Source organism: Bacillus sp. DB-2, assembly GCF_003315125.1.
Lineage (GTDB): Bacteria > Bacillota > Bacilli > Bacillales > Bacillaceae_G > Bacillus_A > Bacillus_A mycoides.
The window spans coordinates 282487-306098 of sequence record NZ_QNRN01000006.1; the positions used below are offsets into that span (position 1 = coordinate 282487).

Below are 23612 nucleotides of genomic sequence, written 5' to 3' on the forward strand. Positions count from 1 at the left end.
AGATGTGTGATAGAGTTTCGAAATGTTTCTAAAGTGTATCCGAATGGTACAAAAGGATTGAATAATATAAACTTGGAAATTCAAAAAGGTGAGTTTGTTGTAATGGTCGGGCTATCCGGGGCTGGAAAATCTACACTTCTCAGATCGGTAAATCGCCTTCATGAGATCACAGAAGGAGAAATCATTATTGAAGGGGAGTCTATTACTGCTGCAAAAGGAAAAGGATTACGACGCATGCGCCGAGATATTGGTATGATTTTTCAAAGCTTTAACCTTGTGAAGCGATCAACGGTACTGAAGAATGTATTAGCTGGGCGGGTTGGATATCATTCTACATTGCGTACAACGTTAGGTCTGTTTCCGAAAGAGGATGTGGAGCTTGCATTCCAGGCGCTGAATAGAGTGAATATCTCAGAAAAAGCATATGCACGAGCTGATGAATTATCAGGGGGACAACAGCAACGTGTATCAATTGCTAGAGCATTGGCACAAGAAGCGAAAATCATATTGGCAGATGAGCCTGTTGCTTCGTTAGATCCTCTGACAACAAAGCAAGTAATGGATGATTTGAAGAAAATTAATGAAGATTTTGGAATTACGACAATTGTAAACTTACATTCTATTGATTTAGCGAGGCAATATGCTACTCGTATTATTGGATTACATGCTGGTGAAATTGTTTTTGATGGGTTAGTAGAAGAGGCAACGGATGAAAAATTCGCTGAAATTTATGGGGACGTAGCTCAGAAACGCGCATTATTAGAGGTGGCAGCTAAATGAATGAAGTGACGATATATTCGAAATCGATACCGAAGCCGCCGAGTAAACTGAAACATATGTTAACTGTTATTTTAGTTATTTTACTGTTGTGGGGTAGTAGTGTACAGGTCGACGCATCATTTTCAAAACTAGTAGTTGGTTTTCCAAATATGATGGATTTATTGAAGGAAATGGTGCCACCAGATTGGAGTTATTTTCAAATTATTACAACAGCAATGTTAGATACAATACGTATGGCGATTATCGGAACGACTTTAGGGGCGATTTTAGCCATTCCACTTGCACTATTTGCGGCAAGTAATGTATTTACTAGTGTATTTTTGTACAGTCCAGCTCGATTGATTTTAAATTTTATACGAACAATACCAGATTTATTATTAGCGGCTATTTTTGTAGCGATTTTTGGAATAGGACCACTTCCAGGTATTTTGGCTCTTACTTGTTTCTCCGTTGGACTCGTAGCAAAATTATTGTATGAGTCAATTGAATCAATTGATCCAGGTCCATTAGAAGCGATGACAGCTGTAGGAGCGAATAAGGTGCAATGGATAGTTTATGGGGTCATTCCGCAAGTGAAAGCGCACTTCGTCTCCTATGTACTTTATACATTTGAGGTGAATGTACGTGCAGCAGCTGTTCTAGGTTTAGTAGGAGCAGGTGGGATTGGAATATATTATGATCGTACACTTGGATTTTTACAATATCAACAAACTGCTTCTATTATTATTTATACCCTTGTTGTTGTATTGCTAATTGATTATGTAAGTACAGTGTTGCGGGGGAAATTATAATGAGTAAAACGACAATAATCGTACCAAAACCGAAGAAACCGAGTATATATCGCTGGATTATTTTTATAGCACTTACAGTTATATATGTATGGGCCTTTTCAGGAGTCCCGTTAGAGGGAATAAAGAATACGGCGGGAGAAATTACAAAAGCCATTATGACAGGCGTATTGAACCCAGATTGGTCGTATGTATCTTTGCCAGATGGTGAAGATTTATTACACGGTTTAATTGATACATTGGCAATTGCGATATTAGGTACATTTATTTCTGCTTTTTTATCTGTTCCATTTGCTTTCTGGGCGGCAACGAATATGAGTAGTGGAAAATTAACTTCAGGAACTGGGAAATTTGTACTTAGTTTTGTTCGTACATTTCCTGAATTAGTTATGGCTCTTTTATTTATAAAAGCTGTTGGTCCAGGCTCTTTTGCCGGAGTTCTAGCTTTAGGGTTACACTCTATCGGAATGTTAGGGAAACTATATTCGGAAGGAATTGAAAATATAGATAAGGGACCGACGGAAGCGTTAATAGCAACGGGTGCAAATCGGTTTCAAATACTTTGGTATGCGGTATTACCACAAGTGTTACCGGATTTTCTATCGTATACGTTATACAGGTTTGAAATTAATGTACGATCCGCTGCGATTTTAGGTGTTATTGGAGCAGGTGGTATTGGTACGCCATTAATTTTTGCACTTAGTTCACGTAATTGGTCTCGTGTGGGAATTATTTTATTAGGTATCATTTTAATGGTAATTATAATTGATTTTATTTCAAGTTCTATTCGTAAGCGGATTATTTAATTTGTTTTAAAAGCATCTAATTCAGATGCTTTTTTGTATTTTTAAAGGTTATCAAAAAGGAGATATATCAGAAATTAGTATATTTGTATAAATATACAGATAATTATCTTTATTTTTAAAATAAAAACAATTAAAAAGTATGTCATATTGAATGCCCATACATTCCCTGAATCACTGTATTTTTTATGAAAAATCAAAAAAACATCAACATATTTGTCGATACATGTTGTATAATCTTGCGTGGGAAGCTATCATATAAATGTATAAAACGTTTACTAACATACGCGAAGGGAAGAATAGCATGTCACATTCAATCGAACAACTTTCTATCAACACGATTCGCACATTATCCATTGATGCGATTGAAAAAGCAAACTCTGGTCACCCAGGAATGCCAATGGGTGCAGCACCAATGGCTTATACATTATGGACTCAATTTATGAAACACAATCCAAATAACCCAACGTGGTTTAACCGCGATCGTTTCGTATTATCTGCAGGTCATGGTTCAATGTTACTATACAGCCTACTTCATCTATCTGGTTATGACTTAACAATGGATGATTTAAAGAACTTCCGTCAATGGGGAAGCAAAACTCCAGGACATCCTGAGTACGGTCACACAGCAGGTGTAGACGCAACAACTGGTCCACTTGGACAAGGTATTGCAACTGCTGTAGGTATGGCAATGGCTGAAAGACATTTAGCGGCTAAATACAACCGTGATGCGTATAATGTAGTAGATCATCATACATACGCTATTTGTGGTGATGGAGATTTAATGGAAGGCGTTTCTGCTGAAGCATCTTCATTAGCTGCTCATTTACAATTAGGTCGTCTTGTTGTACTTTACGATTCAAACGATATTTCATTAGATGGCGATTTAAATCGCTCATTCTCTGAAAGTGTAGAAGATCGTTACAAAGCATACGGATGGCAAGTAATCCGTGTTGAGGATGGAAATGATATTGAAGCAATCGCAAAAGCAATTGAAGAAGCGAAAGCTGACGAAAAACGCCCAACGCTAATTGAAGTAAGAACGACAATTGGTTTCGGTTCTCCAAACAAATCAGGAAAATCAGCTTCACATGGTTCTCCACTTGGTGTAGACGAAACAAAATTAACGAAAGAAGCATACGCTTGGACTGCTGAACAAGACTTCCATGTAGCAGAAGAAGTATATGACAACTTCCGTAAAACAGTACAAGATGTTGGTGAAACGACGCAAGCTGCGTGGAACACGATGCTTGGTGAATATGCACAAGCATACCCAGAATTAGCAAACGAACTGCAAGCAGCAATGAACGGTCTTCTTCCAGAAGGTTGGGAACAAAGCTTACCAACTTATGAATTAGGATCAAAAGCAGCAACACGTAATTCTTCAGGTGCTGTAATTAATGCAATTGCAGAGTCTGTACCATCATTCTTCGGTGGATCTGCTGACCTTGCTGGTTCTAACAAAACATACATGAATAACGAAAAAGACTTTACAAGAGCTGATTACAGCGGAAAAAACATTTGGTACGGTGTACGTGAGTTCGCAATGGGTGCAGCAATGAACGGTATCGCACTTCATGGCGGTTTAAAAACTTACGGTGGTACGTTCTTCGTATTCTCTGACTACTTACGTCCAGCAATTCGTCTTGCAGCATTAATGCAATTGCCTGTAACGTATGTATTTACACATGACAGTATTGCTGTTGGTGAAGATGGTCCAACACATGAGCCAGTTGAACAATTAGCAGCGCTTCGTGCAATGCCAAATGTATCTGTTATTCGTCCAGCGGACGGTAACGAATCAGTTGCAGCTTGGAGACTAGCTCTAGAATCTACAAAAACACCAACTGCATTAGTGTTAACTCGTCAAGATCTTCCAACATTAGAAGGTGCAAAAGAAGATACTTATGAAAAAGTAGCAAAAGGTGCATATGTAGTTTCTGCAAGCAAGAAAGAAACTGCTGATGTAATCTTAATTGCAACTGGATCTGAAGTAAGCTTAGCGATCGAAGCGCAAAAAGCTCTAGCAGCAGACGGCGTTGATGCAGCTGTTGTTAGCATGCCATCTATGGATCGCTTTGAAGCTCAAACTGCTGAGTACAAAGAATCTGTACTACCAAAAGCAGTAACGAAACGTTTCGCAATTGAAATGGGTGCTACAATGGGATGGCACCGTTATGTAGGTCTTGATGGAGATGTACTAGGTATTGACACATTCGGTGCTTCTGCTCCTGGTGAGAAGATTATGGAAGAGTATGGATTTACTGTAGAGAACGTTGTTCGTAAAGTAAAAGAAATACTTTAATGATTTTAGAAAAATCTCTCCAGCATGGGGAGATTTTTCTATGTAATTGAGTTTTTTCGACAGGAAAAGTTTTTTCTCTCTCCGTAGTCAGACAATCATTGCAAATCTTCTCTTATATAATGTAGGGAAAAGGTTGTCCAGATCGGGAGGGGAAAAATGAAAACGTATGAATTGTATTTAATTCAAGAGGATATTGCGAAAGCTTACTTTGGTCGTGAATATTTGTTTTTTGATTTATTTGCTCGATTTTCAGAATCTGGGTTCCTTTCGGAGAAGAAAGTATTATATAAACAAATGACGTATATTACGATGCCGTTACAAGTAATGAAAATTCATCATAAATTAGAACAAGCCTTGCGTGTTCTTGGTAAATATGAAAGAACAAATCATACTCATACGCTTTATACAGGAGCCGAATACGGAGAAATAATGGTGAAACCACAATATATTCGAATAAACACTTCTGGAAATGTATCCATGGAAACAACCTTCTTTGAGGTGCTTAGAAAGTGTGAGTTAACATTTTTAGCGATGGATTATGAAAATAAAAAGTACGGTTGGTTAAATCCTCTCAAACAAGTACGAACATATGTGTAAAAAATGTCGAATAGTATCTTGTCTTATTGAAAAGGTTTTAGTACACTGTAAGGTAGACAACATGAAGGAGGAAAAGATATGCCAATGTGGTTAGGTATTCTAGTGGGCGTAGTAGCACTAGTAGCAGGCGTGGCGTTAGGATTTTTCATTGCCCGCAAATATATGATGAATTACTTACAAAAAAATCCACCAATTAACGAACAAATGTTAAAAATGATGATGATGCAAATGGGACAAAAACCTTCCCAAAAGAAAATCAATCAAATGATGAGCGCGATGAACAAGCAACAAACGAAATAAGCGCTAAAGGGCACTCTTACCGAGTGTCCTTTTCTTTTGGATATAATAAGTGTTTAAAACTTTTAAAAATTCTGTGTTTTTGGTAAACTGAAAACATCGCTCATTTTAAGGGAGGAGGATAAATATGAAAGTGTTTTTTAATTTAGCTTGGTTTTTTAAGCAAGAAAAACGAGCGTACATAATCGGAATTATTATGTTATTTGGTGTCGCGCTTCTTGAACTTGTAGCGCCAAGAGTACTGGGCATTGTAGTAGATGAAATTAACAATGGAACATTAACGTCTGAAAAATTGTTGAACTGGGTTATTCTATTAGCAGTTGTAGGAATTACGATGTATATATTACGTTACTTATGGCGTATTATGATTTTTGGATCTTCTTTAAAACTAGCTCGTCAACTGCGAAAGAATCTATATGAACATTTTACTAAGATGAGCCCATCCTTTTATCAATCACGTCGCACAGGCGATTTGATGGCACATGCGACAAATGATATTCAGGCCATTCAGCAAACTGCGGGGTCAGGTGTTTTAACACTCGTTGATTCATTAGCTGTTGGAGGATGTGTACTCGTAGCGATGGGATTTACAATTAGTTGGAAGTTAACGTTATTAAGTTTAATTCCGATGCCAATTGTAGCTATTTCTACAAATTATTATGGAACTTTACTACATAGAAGATTTCATAAAGCACAGCAATCGTTTTCTGAAATCAATGATAAAGTACAAGAAAGTATGAGTGGGATGAAGGTAATTCGCTCACTTGGACAAGAGAAAGAGGATTTACAATCGTTTCGGAAGAAATCGGAAGATGTCGTACATAAAAATATGCTAGTCGCACGTATTGACTCGTTATTCGATCCAACGATTGCTCTAATTGTCGGATTTTCATTTTTAATCGCAATTTGTTACGGATCATTATTAGTTGTACGGGGCGAATTAACTGTAGGGGAATTAGTAACATTTACAACGTACTTAGGGACACTTGTATGGCCAATGTTAGCTTTTGGATGGCTATTTAATATTATGGAGCGTGGACGTGCTTCGTATGATCGTGTGGAGAAAATACTTTCACAAACTTCAGATGTAGTGAATAAGGAAAATGCTATACATACTATAGCAAGTGGTGATGTTTCGTTTGCTGTTGATTCGTTTTCTTATAAAAAGAATGAACTATTAAACTTAAAAGATATTTACTTTAACTTAAGAAAAGGTGAAACGTTAGGAGTTGTAGGGCGTACCGGTGCAGGGAAGACGACGTTATTAAAATGTTTAATTCGTGAGTATGACCACTTTAATGGTGAATTAAAAGTTGGTGAGCGGGATATTCGAGATTTAACACTTCACGGTGTACGCTCTGCAATTTCATACGTACCGCAAGATCATTTTTTATTTTCAGCGAGTATTGGGGAGAACATTGCTTTTGGAAAGGCCGATGCTACATATAAAGAAATTAGCAGGGCTGCTGAGATTGCTTGTATTCATAATGATATTATTCAATTTTCGGAAGGATATGAAACGGTAGTAGGAGAAAGAGGGGTTTCGCTATCAGGAGGCCAAAAACAGCGGATTTCAATTGCACGTGCGTTATTAACGAATGCTGAAATTTTAATTTTAGATGATTGTTTATCAGCTGTAGATGCAAAAACAGAAGAAACTATTTTAACTGCATTGAAACGAGAAAGAGCAGAAAAAACGACGATTATTACTGCGCACCGTTTAAGTGCGATTCAGCATGCAAATCTTATTCTTGTTATTGATGAAGGTAAGGTTATGCAGCGAGGAACACATGGACAACTAATGAACGAAAATGGTTGGTATAAGGAAATGTATGAAAGCCAGCAGTTAGAGGCGTTGGTGGAGAAAGGAGGCGTATGATGGCTGAGAAAAAGCGGAGTGATTTAAGGCGATTGCTTTCTTATATGAGACCATATAAAAGGTTATTAGCGTTAGCATTTTTATTTCTAGTTGGTGCAACTGTAACTGAAATGATGGGTCCTTTTTTAATTAAACAATTTCTTGATGAACACTTAGTACCACGTAACTTTGAACAATCAGCACTTGTAACCCTATTTGTAGTGTATATTATTGCTCATTTATTAAAAGTATTATTTACTTATTTAGACTTATTGTACTTTCAAAATATCGCTTTTAAGATTGTCCAAGATATGCGAGTTGAAGTGTATGAACATGTTCAAAAATTGTCATTAAGCTTCTTTGATCGTACGCCGATTGGTACGCTCGTATCTCGCATAACGAATGATACAGAAGCGATTAAGGATTTTTATGTTAGTGTACTATCAACATTCGTGAAAAATGTAGTCTTTTTAGTAGGGATTTTAGTAGCGATGTTTTTATTAGATGTAAAATTAGCGCTATTTTCGCTCATATTAATTCCGGTAATGTTTGCAATTATGGTGTTGTATCAACGGAAAAGTGCAGCTTTTTATTTAGAGGTACGTAATCAGCTGAGTATATTAAATGCAAAGTTAAATGAGTCCATTCAAGGTATGAATATTGTTCAGGTGTTCCGGCAAGAAAAGCGGATGAGAAAAGAATTTGAAGAAGTGAACAATAAACATTTTAGTGCTGGACGTCGTACATTGAAATTAGATGCATTACTTTTACGTCCAGCAACAGATCTTGTTCATATTGTAGCAATTGCGTTAGTACTTGGTTTATTCGGAATCGATGCTTTAAAGAGTCCTGTTGAAGTAGGGGTTTTATATGCTTTCGTTAACTATATTCATCGTTTCTTCCAGCCGGTAAATGAGATGATGATGAAACTATCTTTCTTCCAACAAGCGCTTGTTTCATCATCGCGTGTATTTCATTTAATGGATGATAAAGATTTAGCTCCTGTTCAAATGGGGAGTGAACAGCCAGGAATAGCTAATGGGGAAATTCAGTTTAAAGATGTTACTTTTTCATATGATGGAAAGCGTGACGTTTTAAAAAATGTATCTTTTCACGTAAAGCCAGGGCAAACGGTTGCTTTCGTAGGGCATACTGGTAGCGGAAAGAGTACGATTATGAATTTATTAATGAGATTTTACAATATTAAATCAGGAAATATTGTAATAGACGGAGTAGATTTAGAGAAGTTTGAAGAACAAGAAATTCGAAAGAAAATTGGTCTTGTGCTGCAAGATGCATTTTTATTTGCTGGAAATGTAAAGCAAAACATTCGTATGTATAATGAAGAGATTACGGATGAAGAGATAGAGGAAGCAGCGCGATTTGTGCAAGCGAATACGTTTATTGAAAAATTACCAGAGCAGTATGATACAGAAGTAGTCGAAAGAGGAGCTGCATTTTCTAGTGGTCAAAGGCAATTAATTGCTTTTGCTAGAACGATAGCAACTAATCCGAAAGTATTAGTGTTAGATGAAGCGACGGCAAATATTGATACAGAAACAGAGGAGGCTATCCAAACGGCATTGCAGCAAATGCGAAAAGGCAGAACAACGATAGCGATTGCGCACAGATTGTCTACAATCCAAGATGCGGATCAAATATTTGTTATGCATGAAGGGGAAATTGTAGAAAGCGGAACACATCAAGAGTTACTTAGTAAACAAGGACTTTATTACAATATGTACTTACTGCAAAATAAAGGTAGTTTGCAAAAGGCTTTGTAATTACAAGGCCTTTTTTGCGGTGCTAAAAGTGTATTAATGGAGTTTTTGGTGAAGGGTGGTTTCAATTTCACTTTTTTCTTAAACAACTCGACAAAATAAATGTATTAGAATTTTATTACTATAGCATAAAAGTCGTGTCCTCTAACCGAAGTTGTACATATTGTATACGGAATAAAAAAATTTGATAGGAGCTTTTATATGCAAAATAGATCCAGTTCAAATGTTACGTTTATCGATGTGTCTCATTGGGAAGGAAACATTGATTGGAATGCTGTGAAGTCATCTGGTATTCCAGCGGCGTATGCAAAAGCGACGGAAGGTGTGAACTATATTGACCCTACTTTCGTTCAAAATGTACAAGCTGCGAGAAATGCGAATGTATTAATTGGTGCATATCATTTTGCGCACCCAGAACAAAATGATGCCATTTCAGAAGCGAAATATTTTGTGAATATATTACAGAGTAATCAGACGGACTTAATTCCTGTTTTAGATTTAGAATCGCCAACGGATACTAGCAATAGTAGTTTAACGGGTGCGACTATATCGAATTGGGCAAGAAGTTTCGTAAATTATGTGAAACAAGCTACTGGGAAAAATGTAATGTTATATACAGGAGTTTGGTATATTAATGAATTTGGAATTAGCGGATTAAGTGACATTCCACTATGGATTTCCAGATATTCTAGTATACCGCCTGCTGATGCTGGTGGATGGACAGAGTGGACAGCATGGCAGTACACAGATTCTGGGCAAATTTCAGGTGTAGGAAATTGTGATGTATCAGCAGCTGTTTCATTAGAAGCTTTACAAGGAAATGGAGCAAGTGGTGGAGGTAATGTTCCCACGCCTAATAATGCGACTCCAGTATACGGAGTTGCTGTAATTAATGGAGATAATGTGAATTTACGAAGTGGACCATCTATACAGTCTAGTGTAATTCGCCAATTGAATCGTGGCGAATCATATGAAGTTTGGGGAGAACAAGATGGATGGCTTTGTTTAGGGACAAATCAGTGGGTATATAATGATTCAAGTTATATTCAGTACAAACATTATGTGGCAACTATTACTGGCGATAATGTGAATCTGCGAGACGCTCCATCATTAAACGGGAATGTTATAAGACAGTTACATCATGGTGAATCATATCGAGTATGGAGTAAGCAAAATGGATGGCTTTGCTTAGGGACAAATCAGTGGGTATATAATGATTCAAGTTATATTCAGTATGGTGTACAATAAAGTGAACTTAAAAGGTATCTCGACTGAGGTGCCTTTTATTAAAAATATATAATTTTTACAAAGTGTATATTGAAAGCATAGTATAATATAATGGATATATTTATAAAAAATAATCGAAAATGAAATAAAGGAGTAGAAGTATGGATTATGTGCTAATAGGTGGAATTTTAATATTATTAGCTGCAGTGTTTGTACTGTTTTATAAAAATAAACAGTTAGAATCAGAGAGTCAGCAAGTAGAATTTGAAAAGAAACAAGCGATTGAAACGTATGAAAGTGAAATTGCAGCTACGATTACAGATCATAAAGAACAACAAAGTACTTTAAAGAATATGGAACAGAAAAAATATAATGATTTACAAGTTAGTACAGCTAGAGAACTTGAAAATATGCGTATGATGAAAAATCAACTGGCTGTTCAACATAGTAAAGAACGTAGTGAAATGCAAGATAAGCATAGTAATGAACTACATATGTTTCAAAATTTAATTGCGGATTTACGAGAGTATACCAAAAACGGTGCTGAAGTGAATGCGCATGAAACATTACATTATATGAAACGAGGTTTTGTTGAGCAAGGAATTATACTAGAAGATGAATTTCATATTATGCCGAACGTTTTTATGATACGCAATAAATCTAGACATAAACGTGACATAAACGAAAATCGAATCCATCACCTCATTTTATGTAAAACTGGTATTTATCTACTTGAGACGAAAAAATGGACAGGGAAATTAATCCATGGCTTAACGAGAGAAAATGCAGGTATATATTCATTTATGATTGAGGAAATTGGCAAGCATCAACATGAAATTGAAAAAGAAGAGACATTTGAATTTATTACGGATGGAACGTCATTAACTTTGCAAGTAAGAAATGAAGGGAATCCAGCGTATAAAGCGAAAATATTATCTCAAACTTTATATAATTGTTTGGAAGAAATGCAAATAGATATTGTAAAGGAAAAAATAAAACCGATTGTATATTTTGAAAATGAGAATGGAAAAGAAGTTATTGATCTTTCTAATGAAGAATTGCCGAGATTTAAAGATAGAGAGCAAATTGTAACGTTTTTCAGAAATGAAGTTTTAACAAGTAAAGTAATATATACAGCACAAGAACTAAGAAAGATTAGAGATATGATTGGTCAGATGAATTATGTCGCGAAGTAAAACTTTAATCAGTAGGGTTTTATGGGCATCCCGGCTCCTACCCTGTACAGCCGAATTTTGAGGTGGGAGTATAACTGTTTGCAAATAGCGGGATAAAGAAGGTGTTATTTGGATGGAGAAAGGTAAAAGCTCTATATTGTGGGGAATATTGTACATTTATTTTTGTTTGTATATATTAATGTATCTTGTGTTTATCTTTGTTATCGATATGGTTCATGTGCCATTGAGTGTAATGAGTATGTTTGTGGTAGTAATGCCTTTTATTTTATTAGTTATTATTCAAAAGTTTATATTACATGTATCAGCAAGACGTGATAAAGATAAGAAACAACTGTTCACTGTAATGATGGTTGCTCTCATTCCATTGATAGTATGCACTGTACAATTAAGTGTAAATAAATATACTTCAAACTTTAATCAGGATCGGTGGTTAAATTATGAAGAAAAACGAGTACATATGGTAGATGACCTATTACAGCAGCATAAATTGATAGGGAAATCAAACGAGGAAATCATAAAATTGTTAGGGGCCCTACGAAAACAAGCAGTTTGGAAACGGGAATTACTACACTATACTATCTTGGGAATGAACGTAGTTTCATTCCTATAGATAGTGAATGTCTTATTTTGCAATTTGATAAAGATGGTAGAGTTATAGAGTATAAGGTACAACGAGATTGAAATAGTGAGAGGAGAAGCTATATCTTTTATAGCTTCTTTTCTATATTCCAATATAGAAAAAGTAGGCAAATAGTAGTCATTCCTATCTATACGAATGAGATAGAGTTTGTTATATTGTAAAGGGTTATTTAGTTTAGAAGTTTGCTAGATAGTCTTAAATATTTTAGATTAGGGAGGGAAGTTAACACGAATTAAGATATAAACGTGTTAAATAATTAGTATGAAAAAAGGATTTTATAATGTTTTAGCTGCATCAATTGTATTTAGTATGGTAACGATTCCAAGTTTTTCCTATGCCGACACAGTAGAAAAGACCGTAACGATTTCAACAGACGAGCAAGCATTAAAAAGTATTGAAAGCCATATGAAAGATGAAGATGGACGTGGAGAGAGAAAAGGAATAACAAATGAAGTACAAGGAGATTTTTTTGTACATATAATAGGTTCAGCATCTTTATTTGATTCTGCTGAGTTACAAAAAGCGACAGGTGTTCAGCTTTCTAATCAAGTAGTGAAAGCCGAAAAACAAAAAGGAAACGCTTACTATATACAAACAGAATCTGGAGCTGGGTGGATACAAAGTAGTGAAGGAAATGTAGAGATTAAGGAAGTTTATCACTTGGCAAACGAAAAATTAGTAATTAATGAAGAGACAGCTACATATTCCGCACCATTTAATTCATATAAAGACGAGAAAGTGTTACAACCGCAAACAATTATTGCAATTGGACAAGTTGGAGAGTGGTTCCAAGTCCAAATAGATAATGAGGTGAAATGGATTTATTCACCTTCAGCAAAATTTGAGGGTACAAAAGCATCTCTTATTCAAAGCACAACTCCAACTCGTACGAAACGTGCAGCGGTTATGTATACTGCACCAATAGAAGAGAAAACAACGGATATTTACGGTGTACCATTAAAGGAAATGATTGTACCAACAGGTAATGAAAATATTCGTCCAGGTTATGCGATGAAACCAAAATATATTACAATTCATGAGACAGATAATTATAGTGTTGGAGCAAATGCTAGAAACCATGCACAATATTTATACAGTCAAGCAACAGGAACGACTGATCGTTCAGCATCTTGGCATTTTACAGTAGATGATAAAGAAATTTATCAACATCTACCATTAAATGAAAATGGTTGGCATGCTGGAGATGGATCAGAAGGAACTGGTAACAGAGAATCAATTGCAATTGAAATTGCTGTCAACCAAGATGGTGATTATAATAAAGCTGTGGAAAATGCTCGCAAACTAGCAGCATATTTAATGGGGGAATTAAATATTCCTTTAGAAAATGTGAAAAAACATCAATTTTGGAGCGGAAAGAATTGTCCGGCCATTATGATAAAAAATAATGCGTGGGAGCCATTTTTACAGGGAACGAAAGCTTATTATGATGCGAATCATAAAGATGATATAACTGGTGGTTGGTATGAAGCAGATATTCGTGAATTAGATAAAAGAGGTATTATGGTTGGAGACGGAAAGGGTTCTTACTGGCCAGAACGCCTTGTAACACGTGGTGAATTTGCGAATTTAGTTTCAAGATCATTGCAATTACCAGAGGGGAAATCGAATTTCAAAGATTTAAGCACAGCCCATCCATCGTTAGTAGATGGTATTAATCGTGCAGCTAGTGCTGGGATTATAAGTGGACGAGGAAATGATATATTTGCTCCGAATGATACGATTAAACGTGATGAAGCTGTTATTATGATTGATCGTGCATTGCAATACAAAAATATAAAAGGTAATTTAGTTTCATTACCATTTACGGATCAAAATTTAGCGTATGATAAACAGGCGGTTCAACGTGTTTATGGGTTAGGTATCGTAAAAGGGAATGAGAATAATGAGTTTATGCCAAAAGGTTCTGCAACACGTGGGGAATCGGCAGCATTTATTAATAGAATGTTAAAGGTAATAGAGAGTAAATAATGGAAAGGCATTCGCTTTGGCGAGTGCTTTTTTATTTTTCAATATGTTATAGAAAGGGGATGTGAATTTTGGCTGGAATAAGGAATGAAAGTGGAGGTGATGCATATATTTAGATGCATTGGGTAGTTTTTTGTAATTTCGTATAAAATGAAAAGGAGGTAGGACGGTGAAATCAATACCGACTGAAGTCCTGAGTAAGGAATTAATGGAAAGAGAAGGGGTTATATCTATTACAGTGATGGAATTTGAAAAGATAGAAGTGGCCGGAGTAGTTGTTTCTGGTCCCGCTGTTATTTTGATTAATCAAGAGTAAGTACATAGTATTAATAAAGAAAAGTAATAAGAGCATCCATTTAGGGTGCTTTTTGTTTGTATAGAAGTGCGCATGTGATAGATAATTGGAATATTGGAGGGGGAATATGTGGCAATTATTATAACAATGCTATTAATGGGAGTTTTATTAGGGTTTGTCGGAGCAGGAGGAGCTGGATTTATCATCGCGATACTCACTTTAGTATTCCATATCCCTATTCACGTTGCTCTTGCAACATCTCTAACTGCTATGGCATTTACGACATTATCTGGGGTAGTAAGTCATTATAGAGAAGGGAATGTTGTATTTGTAATAGGCGGAATTGTTGGGGGATTTGGAGCGATTGGTTCCTTTATTGGTTCGAAGTTTGGTTCGCTAATACCAGCGAATCTTCTACATTGGTTTACAGCGGGAATGTTATTTTTATCTGCAATTTTTATGTTTATTCGATTAATTATATTTCAAAAAAAGGAACGGTCGTCTTTAAAAGGGCATAACGAGCTTTCGAAAGATAACTTGATTAAATGTATATGTCTCGGACTGGTTACTGGAATGTTGGCTGGTTCATTTGGGATTGGTTCAGCCCCCTTTATCCAACTTGGATTAATAGTTCTATTAGGATTAACAATTCAGCAATCTATAGGAACGACAATGCTTGTTATATTACCAATCGCAATTGGAGGTGGGTTTGGATATAGTTCGGAAGGGTATTTAGATTATGTATTATTAGTACAAGTTTTAATCGGGACAATGTTAGGAGCATATATAGGAGCTAAGTTTACAAATTATGCACCTCGCATGCTTCTAAGGTTTTCGATGATTATGACACCAATACTAGCTGGATGTATGTTGTTAGTAGAGTAAAGAAAACTATTAATATATTTTACGAATGAATTATATAAGTAATTCATATTTCCCATATAAAAGGATTTGCTTTAATATAATGAGTGTAAAGTTCGAGTATTCGAAGGATTACTTGAATTATATCCCTATCCCTTTTCTAAAAATGCGAACAAGTTTTGCCCTATTCTATTCAATAGTTTATTGTATAGAAATATATTGTTCGATGACCATTATGGAACGCACATAATGGGTAAATCCCGATCCTTAAAGAGGATGCCCCTAATCTTCATGTGAAAATATGATCGGATAAGAAAGCTGGCCAATTTATGGTCAGCTTTCTTTTTGTTCAATGAGTAAGACTTCTTTAATTTCTGTTTGCAATAATAAAGTTTTTCCGAAGCGACGTTTACATTCAGCTCGTACTTTTTGAATGGCTAGTAGCTGAGAAGTAGCAGGCACTGTGACAATGGCTTGCCGAGGTTTTCGGTTTTCTTCACAAAAAACACATTCCACAACATATTTAGAAATCATAATTTCATCCTTCCGGTTTGAATTTCTAAGAAGGGACTGCTCATGAAGTTGATGTAAACTTTCGGCATCTTTTTACTTATTTCCTCTTTTTTCAAAGGGGAAATAAAAAAGAAGACGAATTTTAGTAGGGGAGGGATGTATATGGAGAGATGGATAGGCACGGCAGCTATTTGTATGAATGAAAGAAATGAAATTTTAATGGTATTGCAAGGAAAAGAAGGGGAAGAAAAAAGGTGGTCTGTCCCAAGTGGAGGACTTGAAAAGGGAGAAACACTAGAAGAATGTTGTATCAGGGAAGTTTGGGAGGAAACAGGCTACAATGTGGAGGTTGTAAATAAAATATACGAAAAAGAAGGTATTACATACGGGATTCCGGTGTATGTTCATTATTACTTTGTTAAAAAAATAGGCGGTAATATGAAAATCCAAGATCCGGATGAGTTAATACATGAGATTGATTGGAAAGGGATACATGAAGTTGGAAAATTATCATTAGCTTTTCCGGAGGATTACGAGCTAATATACCGATATATAAATAAAAAAGCAAGTGTGTAAATACTTGCTTTTTTAGTGTATCCAAGATAAGAAAAGTGGAACGATAACTAAACTAGCTCCAGCTGTTAAAAGCATTGATAAACTTGCAATTGTACCTTCTACAGGACCGATTTCAAATGCTTTTGATGTTCCAGTCCCATTCGCGCTAGTACCTAGCATTATACCTTTTGCGAGCGCTGTTTTAATACGGCATATGCGTATGAGTGTAGGACCAAATAAAGCTCCAGTTAAGGCAGTTAATACAACGAAAACTGCTGTTAATTGTGACATGCCGCCAATCATTTCTGAAATAGCCATTGCAATAGGTGTTGTTACAATGTGCGGTGCTAAACTTTGTTCTATTGTAGAGTCAATTTGAAAAAAATTAGTTAGTAGTGCGGAAGTAATAACAGATAGAAAAGAACCGACAATGACATTAATTAAAATAGCAGTGCCGTGTTTTTTTAATAGATCAAAATGTTTATAGATTGGCCATGCGAAAGCAACTGTTGCAGGTTTTAATAATTCTGTTAGCCAATGACTACCAGATTCGTAGATTTCGTATGGTGTATCTAATCCAAGTAATAAAGCGATTAAAATGATTGGGCATACAAGAAGGGGAGAAAGCAAACTCCAATTCCAGCGTTGATACATTTTTTTAGATACCCAATATGTGAATAGTGTTAATAGTAAACAAAGAAAGCCGATCATTGTGTTGATCCTTTCCGCTTTAATAGCAATTCTGTTAAAAGTCCTGTTACGAGAGTGACACAAAGTGTACTAATCACGATAATTAAAATGAGATCGATTCCATATTGTGATAATGTATCTTTGTAACGAATGACAGCGACTGCAGAAGGGATGAAAAATAAAATAAGTTCTTTTAATAAAAAGTCTGCACCGTCTTGTATCCATTCTTTTTTCACTATATTAAATTTTAATGAGATTAATAATAAAAAAATACCGATTATACTTCCTGGAACTGGGAGGTGTGCCTGTTTTGCAATCCATTCACCTGTCCAAGCGAAACAAAATAATAATAAAATTTGTCCGCTTAACTTCCACCATTTCATACAGTAACCACCTCTTTGTTTTTTACATAAAAATTGTAAAAAATAATTCACAATTTCTACTATACGTTCATTCGAAATATTTGTCTAATATATAAATTATATGTTATTAATATATTAGATGTATTAATCGGAAATGAAAAGGGTGTCCAAAATGGAATTACGGCATTTGCAATATTTTGTTGTAGTGGCAGAGGAATTGCACTTTGGACGAGCAGCTGCTCGTCTACAAATGACACAACCACCGCTTAGTCAACAAATTCAGCAATTAGAAAAAGAAATGGGAGTTATGTTATTTTCAAGAACGAAGAGAAAGGTTGAATTAACAGAAGCTGGAGAAATGTTTTTAAAAGAAGTGAAAAAAGCGTTTGAACAAATTGAAAAAGCAGTAGAAGTTGCACAAAGTGCTCAAAGGGGAGAAGTTGGATCACTTTCAATTGGTTTTGTAGGTGCGGCGATATATGATATTTTACCGTCAATCGTCAGGGAGTATAGGAAGAAATTTCCAAGAGTGTCTGTTGCATTACATGAATTGTCAACACCGGATCAGGTGCATGCACTTCATGATAATCGAATTGATATTGGATTTTTACGTCCGCCAATTCCAACGCAATTACTTGAGTTAGAACCAATTCAAAAACTTTCGTGTACGTTATGCTTACCGAAGGCACATCCACTTGCTGAAAAGGACGAAATACATATCGAAGATTTAAGGGATGAACCGTTCGTATTTATTACGAGACCAGTATGGCCAGCGTTATACGATACAATTTTATCGCTTTGCCGCGATGTAGGTTTTAGTCCGCACATTGTACAAGAAGCAACGGAGTATCAAACTGTCATGGGGCTTGTAGCAGCAGGTATTGGAATTACAGTAATACCTGTATCCGCAAATAAATTGTATAAAACAGAAGTTGTATATAAAGAGTTATGTGATTCTAATTTTGTTGCAGAAATGTCAGTGGCTTATAAAAAAATGAATAACAATCCAGAGTTGTTAGAGTTTTTGAAAATTGCAAGAGAGAAAAAAAGGATTGAAGTGGAAGATGCGAAGGCTGAATAGTTGATGGAGTTACAAGGCAGTCATGATAATTAAGTTATATAAAGGTTCACCTCGTTAAACAAAAAACGGAAATGTAACTAAAGTGCATTTCCGTTTTTTGTTTTTTATTCAATGCTAAAGAGGTAAATATGCTTGGTTTCTAGGACTAAAGGCTTAGTAAAGATTCCGATTGAAGTGCGATGTTTAAAATGTCATATTTTTATACACTAGTAGTATAGAATGCGTATGTTATGAAGCAAGGTAGGGGGAAATTATGTCTTTATTTCGGTTAGCGAGAAAAAATATACAAACATTTGCTGCCCAAAGGTTAAAACAATTTATGTGGATTGCTATGAATACAATGCTTTGTTTTTTTATGATATCATTCCGATTCAATGAAGCTGTAATAAGTAAAGCGGAATATACACCTATGTTTGTAAAGTGGTTTTATGCTATGTTTCTATTTATAGTTTTTGTGTGTATTTTCGTTACATATAAAATGACAAGCTCTCTTTTACAGGTAAGAAGAGAGGAGTTTAAATCGTATGAAGTAGTGAAGATGACAAGAAAAGAAATGTTATGTTTATTATGTCAGGAGCAATTATTAACTTACGGAGGAGCTTTTGTTTTCGGATTAATTCATGGTATGTTATTTTTGAAATTATTTATTATTATTTTTATGAAAGCAGTAGGAATCCAAGGGATAACCAATGCACCGATTCCGATGTATGCGGTAGTGATAACAGCAGTTGTTATGATAACCGTCATTATAATATCAATGTGGCAATGTTGTAGGTTTACACAAAGGTTAAAGGGTGAAAAGTCATATGAAACGAGGAGAAAGGCATGAGAAATCATGGCTTTTTCTTCATTTTACACATGTTATTAATCATGATACAGTGGGAAGAACTGAAAAAAAGAGTTAAGAAGAAAGGTTGTATGGAATGATAAATGAGCAAGCGATCGTAAAAGTTGATCGATTAACAAAGCGAATTGGTTCAAAGACGTTAGTAGAAAATATTAGTTTTGAAGTGAAAAAAGGTGAAGTAGTTGGCTTATTAGGACCAAATGGTGCTGGAAAAACGACATTAATGCGAATGATGGTCGGAATGATTCGTATGACAGAAGGAGAAGTATGGATTGATGGTCAATCTGTAAAACAGCAATTTGAAAAAACTGCTGCGAAAATTGGTGCTGTAATTGAGACACCAGAATTTTATCCTTTCTTAAGCGGCTATGAAAATTTAACATATTTCGGACGAATGAATGGGAATGTGACTGAAGAGCGTATCGATGAAGTAGTGCAATTGTTAGGAATGGGACAAGTAATTGACCGTAAAGTAAAAGCATATTCACTCGGTATGAGACAGCGTTTAGGAATTGCTCAGGCACTTATACATAATCCAGATGTATTAATACTAGACGAACCGACGAACGGATTAGATCCTAGTGGTATACATGAAATGCGGATGTACATAAAGAAAATTGCGCATGAACAAGGAAAAGCTGTTCTTGTTTCTAGTCACTTACTCTCAGAAGTTGAATTAATGTGTGACAGGGTTATTATTATTCAGCATGGAGAATATGTCGCAACACAAAATATTCAAAGTGATAAAAAGAAAGAAACAGAAGAAATACATATACGTGTAGATGATGCGAATAAAGCGGCAGAGGTTTTAGAATACGATGTTTTAGTAAAAGAAAACGAATTAATTATAAACGTGAAAGATGAAGAAGTTCCAAATATTCTTCGTACATTGATGGAGAAAAACATTCAAGTTTATCGTGTATATGAAGAAAGAAAAACGCTAGAAGAGCAGTTTTTAGAATTAACAGGAGGAAAAGATATTGTTTAATTTAGTTTATAACGAGCTGTATAAAATATTTAAGCGAAAGCGAACGATTATTCCTTTTGCAGTTATTGCGGTATTAATTATTGGATTAGGATGGGTTACGGTAAAATATTTAGAGCCAGAAACAAAAGGGTGGAAAGCGGATTATACAGAACGCACTGTAGAAATTGAGAAAAAGCTCGGCATGAAAAAAGAGGATATTTTAACAGAAAAGTCAGGAGACGAGCTTGTAAAGGAATACCAGCTTAAAATGAAGCATTTAGATACGAATACAGCACCAGCAAGTAGTTCTCCGCTTTCATTTATGAGAGATACAGGTTTTATCGTATTTCCAATTTTACTTCCGTTTATTCTCGTATATGCGAGTACGATTTTTGCGAATGAATATAGCTGGGGAACATATAAATTTTTAACAATTCGTCCAGCGAGCCGATTTAAAATTTTAACATCTAAGTTTTTGGCAATCGTTATATTTGCGGCATTATTATTTATATTTAATATGATTTTTTCCGTATTATGCGGGTTGATTATTTATAAATTCCAACAACCAGCTTGGGCTGAATTTGTCGTTCAAAATGGAAATATAATAAAACAAAATATTTTCGTAGAAGCAAGTAAATATTATATTTTATCTTGGTTACCAACTCTTGTGTATGCTGCATTTGCCTTTATGATTTCCGTTTTAACGAGATCGAGCGGAGGTGCAATCGGGATTTCTTTATTTCTTGCATTATCAGGGGGAATAGCGCTAATTCCGGCAGCAAGATATGAATGGGCGAAATATTTATTACCAGCGAATACAGATTTATATGGGCTTTTAAAGGGTGGAAGCTTTATTGATGGAGTAACATTCCCATTTGCTTCTTGTATGCTTCTTCTATACTTAGCTGTATTTTTAGGGATTTCCTATACAGTATTTATAAAACGAGATTTAACAGCATAAGCAAAAGCCGTTAAGGATTAACTTAACGGCTTTTTGTATGTGCTAATTGATGAATAGCCTCTTCGGCTAATAAGGCGAAATACTCTGCGCTAATAGGCAATGCTTTTTCATCTACTGTAAAAGCTGGATGATGCCATTCATGTGTACCACTTGTTCCCATAAAGACGAATGAACCTGGTATTTCTTGTTGGTAAAAAGAAAAGTCTTCTCCTGCCATTGATGGTGTAGGAGAGATAACGTTTAGATTCATTTTCTCTGCAATATGAATAGAAAAATCAGTGAGTACTTTATCGTTTTGAACAGCAGGAGGACCTGGGTAAAATCGAAATTCTGTTTTTACACCTAGTGCATCAGAAACGCCATTAATGATACGTTTCATTAATGCCGGAATCTTTTCACGTGTTTCAGCTTGGAATGTACGGACAGTTCCTTCTAATATTGCTTTTTCGGGAATAACGTTCCACGTATTCCCTGAATGAATGTTTGTTACACTTACGACAGCGTTATGAGAAGAACTAATATTTCGGCTTACAATCGTTTGAAGTGCCATCACGATTTGAGATGATGCAACGATAGGATCGACGCCGGCATCAGGCACAGCTGCATGTGTACCAACACCATGGATTTCAATTTCAAATCGATCGACTCCGGCCATTAGTGGCCCATCTTTAATACCGATTGTACCTACTGGTAAATCAGGTTTATTATGCATACCGAAAATAGCTTGCACGCCACGTAAATGCCCAGCCTCAATAACTTTGCAAGCACCATTACTACTTTCTTCAGCTGGCTGGAATATAAGGCGGACAGTTCCGTTAAGAGAAGCTTCTTTTTCTTTTAATAAGTAAGCCGCACCCAATACAGCAGCTGTATGAAAATCATGCCCACAAGCATGCATTTTACCTTGTATTTTTGAAGTGTATGGAAGGTCTGTTTCTTCTTGGATAGGAAGGGCATCGATATCAGCACGAAGCGCTACAACCGGTCCTTTTTTATTACCAGAAATTTCAGCGATAACTCCTGTTTCTAAATTGGAATCAATAATAGTGATATTGGCCTCGTCTAACCAATTTTTTATCGCTTTTGTCGTTTCAAATTCTTCGTATGATAGTTCTGGATTTTCATGTAAATGCCGACGAATGGAAATAAGTTTTTCTGTTAATTGATCAGGAATAGATGCCACTTATTATGCCTTCTTTCTTAAGTGAAGTATTTGTATTAATTATACAATAATAAAAGAGAGGATTCTCAAATGAAAATCCTCTCTCGTTTTATGCGGCAACTTTTTTATGAGTATGCTGTTTTTTATAACGTCCACGCATTGCGTATGCAATTTGCGGAATTGCGATACCGATTAAAATAAGTGATACACCGATCCATTGTGAAGATAGTACAGCTTCTTTTAAAACGAATACAGACATAATTGTTGTAACTGGCAGTTCTGCTGCACCAAGAATAGTTGCTAAGCCAGATCCGATTTTTGGAATACCAATTGTAAAGGCAATGGACGGAATAACGATACTAAATATTCCTAATCCTAAGCCGTATTTCCAAAGACCTTGAGAGATCGCCCCGTTAAAAATAAATGTTGGCGGGAATACAATCATGACTAAAGTTAAAGCGCCAGCCATTAAAAGGACACCACGTGGTAAAGAAGGTACTTCAACGGCAACTTTCCCACTTACGAAAATGTATGTTGCAAATGTAACAGCAGATAATAAACCTAAAATGATTCCAGTCGTATCGAAATCACCAGCTGATGTTTCTAATAACCCACTTGATAAAAATGTACCTGCAAGTAAGAAGATTACTGAAATAACTTTTTCTCTGGAAGGTAATGTTTTTGTTGCGACTGCTTCAATGATAATCCCAACCCAAACGAACTGGAATAAAAGTATAATTGCAATAGAAGCTGGTACAGTTTTTAAAGAAGCGTAATAAAAAATTCCAGTAAAACTTGCAGACGTTCCTGCGACGAATAAAATTAACATTTGTTTTAGTGGAACACGATGTCTAGAAAATAGAAGTGTAATAGCAAGTAAAATAATCCAACCGAACAAATACTGGCTACCAATTACCTCTCCAAGTGAAAACCCTTCTGCATATGCAAGTTTAACAAAAATAGCTAAAACCCCATAACTACACGCTCCTAATAAAACTAAAAGAGAATAACGAAGCATGAAAAATTCCTCCCATCTATATGAACTTGTTCCGTAACGGAC

Annotated in this window: 23 protein-coding genes and 1 pseudogene; 19 read left to right on the forward strand and 5 right to left on the reverse strand. The window is 35.6% G+C overall.

Features of this window, described 5'->3' with window-relative positions; translation table 11 throughout:
- The first annotated feature begins 6 nt into the window (after positions 1–6).
- The 14 genes and pseudogenes from phnC to DET63_RS12910 all read left to right on the forward strand — a co-directional run bounded on the left by phnC (position 7) and on the right by DET63_RS12910 (position 15438).
- On the forward strand, positions 7–780 hold the full coding sequence (gene phnC, locus DET63_RS12845) for a phosphonate ABC transporter ATP-binding protein (protein ID WP_113936924.1): 774 nt from the start codon (positions 7–9) through the stop codon (positions 778–780).
- The gene (phnE, locus tag DET63_RS12850; protein ID WP_113936925.1) at positions 777–1571 is read left to right on the forward strand and encodes a phosphonate ABC transporter, permease protein PhnE; all 795 of its coding nucleotides are present in this window, start codon (positions 777–779) and stop codon (positions 1569–1571) included. Before phnC ends, phnE (DET63_RS12850) begins: the two co-directional genes overlap by 4 nt.
- Complete coding sequence (gene phnE, locus DET63_RS12855) at positions 1571–2374, forward strand: phosphonate ABC transporter, permease protein PhnE (protein WP_002066554.1); 804 nt, start codon at positions 1571–1573, stop codon at positions 2372–2374. Before phnE (DET63_RS12850) ends, phnE (DET63_RS12855) begins: the two co-directional genes overlap by 1 nt.
- Before the next feature lie 301 nt (positions 2375–2675).
- Entirely contained in the window at positions 2676–4676 is a 2001-nt protein-coding gene (gene tkt, locus DET63_RS12860; RefSeq protein WP_113936926.1) for a transketolase, read from the forward strand.
- A 156-nt stretch (positions 4677–4832) separates the two neighbouring features.
- A complete protein-coding gene (gene sirA, locus DET63_RS12865) occupies positions 4833–5273 on the forward strand; it encodes a sporulation inhibitor of replication protein SirA (RefSeq protein WP_002014415.1) in 441 nt (146 codons plus the stop codon).
- Between the two features lie 78 nt (positions 5274–5351).
- Positions 5352–5573 carry a YneF family protein gene (locus DET63_RS12870; protein ID WP_001132292.1) on the forward strand — a complete coding sequence of 74 codons (222 nt, stop codon included), beginning with the start codon at positions 5352–5354 and terminating at the stop codon, positions 5571–5573.
- 124 nt (positions 5574–5697) lie between these two features.
- A complete protein-coding gene (locus tag DET63_RS12875; RefSeq protein WP_113936927.1) occupies positions 5698–7449 on the forward strand; it encodes an ABC transporter transmembrane domain-containing protein in 1752 nt (583 codons plus the stop codon).
- Positions 7449–9212 (forward strand): ABC transporter ATP-binding protein, encoded by a 1764-nt coding sequence (locus DET63_RS12880; protein WP_113936928.1) that lies wholly within the window; start codon positions 7449–7451, stop codon positions 9210–9212. Before DET63_RS12875 ends, DET63_RS12880 begins: the two co-directional genes overlap by 1 nt.
- Positions 9213–9410: 198 nt before the next feature.
- Positions 9411–10457, forward strand: coding sequence for a GH25 family lysozyme (locus DET63_RS12885; RefSeq protein WP_113936929.1), 1047 nt, complete (start codon positions 9411–9413; stop codon positions 10455–10457).
- A gap of 140 nt (positions 10458–10597) precedes the next feature.
- Complete coding sequence (locus tag DET63_RS12890) at positions 10598–11632, forward strand: nuclease-related domain-containing protein (RefSeq protein WP_113936930.1); 1035 nt, start codon at positions 10598–10600, stop codon at positions 11630–11632.
- Between the two features lie 112 nt (positions 11633–11744).
- Positions 11745–12313: pseudogene (locus tag DET63_RS12895) on the forward strand (hypothetical protein).
- A gap of 220 nt (positions 12314–12533) precedes the next feature.
- Positions 12534–14261 (forward strand): S-layer homology domain-containing protein, encoded by a 1728-nt coding sequence (locus DET63_RS12900; RefSeq protein ID WP_113936931.1) that lies wholly within the window; start codon positions 12534–12536, stop codon positions 14259–14261.
- 166 nt (positions 14262–14427) lie between these two features.
- Entirely contained in the window at positions 14428–14574 is a 147-nt protein-coding gene (locus DET63_RS12905) for a BC1881 family protein (protein ID WP_000836278.1), read from the forward strand.
- Positions 14575–14682: 108 nt separating this feature from the next.
- Positions 14683–15438 (forward strand): sulfite exporter TauE/SafE family protein, encoded by a 756-nt coding sequence (locus tag DET63_RS12910; protein WP_113936932.1) that lies wholly within the window; start codon positions 14683–14685, stop codon positions 15436–15438.
- A gap of 309 nt (positions 15439–15747) precedes the next feature.
- Here the strand turns inward: DET63_RS12910 and DET63_RS12915 are convergent, their stop codons facing one another.
- Positions 15748–15948 carry a DUF3903 domain-containing protein gene (locus DET63_RS12915; RefSeq protein WP_113936933.1) on the reverse strand — a complete coding sequence of 67 codons (201 nt, stop codon included), beginning with the start codon at positions 15946–15948 and terminating at the stop codon, positions 15748–15750.
- A gap of 141 nt (positions 15949–16089) precedes the next feature.
- Between DET63_RS12915 and DET63_RS12920 the strand changes: the two genes are divergently transcribed.
- Entirely contained in the window at positions 16090–16503 is a 414-nt protein-coding gene (locus DET63_RS12920; protein ID WP_002142750.1) for an NUDIX hydrolase, read from the forward strand.
- 12 nt (positions 16504–16515) lie between these two features.
- Here the strand turns inward: DET63_RS12920 and DET63_RS12925 are convergent, their stop codons facing one another.
- Positions 16516–17193, reverse strand: coding sequence for an LrgB family protein (locus DET63_RS12925; RefSeq protein ID WP_113936934.1), 678 nt, complete (start codon positions 17191–17193; stop codon positions 16516–16518).
- Positions 17190–17555 (reverse strand): CidA/LrgA family holin-like protein, encoded by a 366-nt coding sequence (locus tag DET63_RS12930; protein ID WP_000872360.1) that lies wholly within the window; start codon positions 17553–17555, stop codon positions 17190–17192. Before DET63_RS12930 ends, DET63_RS12925 begins: the two co-directional genes overlap by 4 nt.
- Before the next feature lie 151 nt (positions 17556–17706).
- On the opposite strand from DET63_RS12930, the gene alsR reads away from it, so the two are divergent.
- From alsR to DET63_RS12950, 4 genes are all read left to right on the forward strand, one after another.
- Positions 17707–18615, forward strand: a complete 909-nt coding sequence (gene alsR / locus DET63_RS12935) for an acetoin biosynthesis transcriptional regulator AlsR (RefSeq protein WP_002033496.1) — start codon at positions 17707–17709, stop codon at positions 18613–18615.
- 253 nt (positions 18616–18868) lie between these two features.
- On the forward strand, positions 18869–19444 hold the full coding sequence (locus DET63_RS12940; protein ID WP_113936935.1) for an FtsX-like permease family protein: 576 nt from the start codon (positions 18869–18871) through the stop codon (positions 19442–19444).
- A 94-nt stretch (positions 19445–19538) separates the two neighbouring features.
- On the forward strand, positions 19539–20450 hold the full coding sequence (locus tag DET63_RS12945; protein ID WP_113936936.1) for an ABC transporter ATP-binding protein: 912 nt from the start codon (positions 19539–19541) through the stop codon (positions 20448–20450).
- Positions 20443–21390 (forward strand): ABC transporter permease, encoded by a 948-nt coding sequence (locus DET63_RS12950; RefSeq protein WP_113936937.1) that lies wholly within the window; start codon positions 20443–20445, stop codon positions 21388–21390. Before DET63_RS12945 ends, DET63_RS12950 begins: the two co-directional genes overlap by 8 nt.
- A gap of 22 nt (positions 21391–21412) precedes the next feature.
- Here DET63_RS12950 and DET63_RS12955 read toward each other — a convergent pair whose 3' ends face one another.
- Both DET63_RS12955 and DET63_RS12960 read right to left on the reverse strand, forming a co-directional pair.
- Complete coding sequence (locus DET63_RS12955) at positions 21413–22573, reverse strand: M20 peptidase aminoacylase family protein (RefSeq protein ID WP_113936938.1); 1161 nt, start codon at positions 22571–22573, stop codon at positions 21413–21415.
- An 88-nt stretch (positions 22574–22661) separates the two neighbouring features.
- Positions 22662–23570 (reverse strand): EamA family transporter, encoded by a 909-nt coding sequence (locus DET63_RS12960; protein ID WP_002137757.1) that lies wholly within the window; start codon positions 23568–23570, stop codon positions 22662–22664.
- Between the last annotated feature and the right edge of the window lie 42 nt (positions 23571–23612).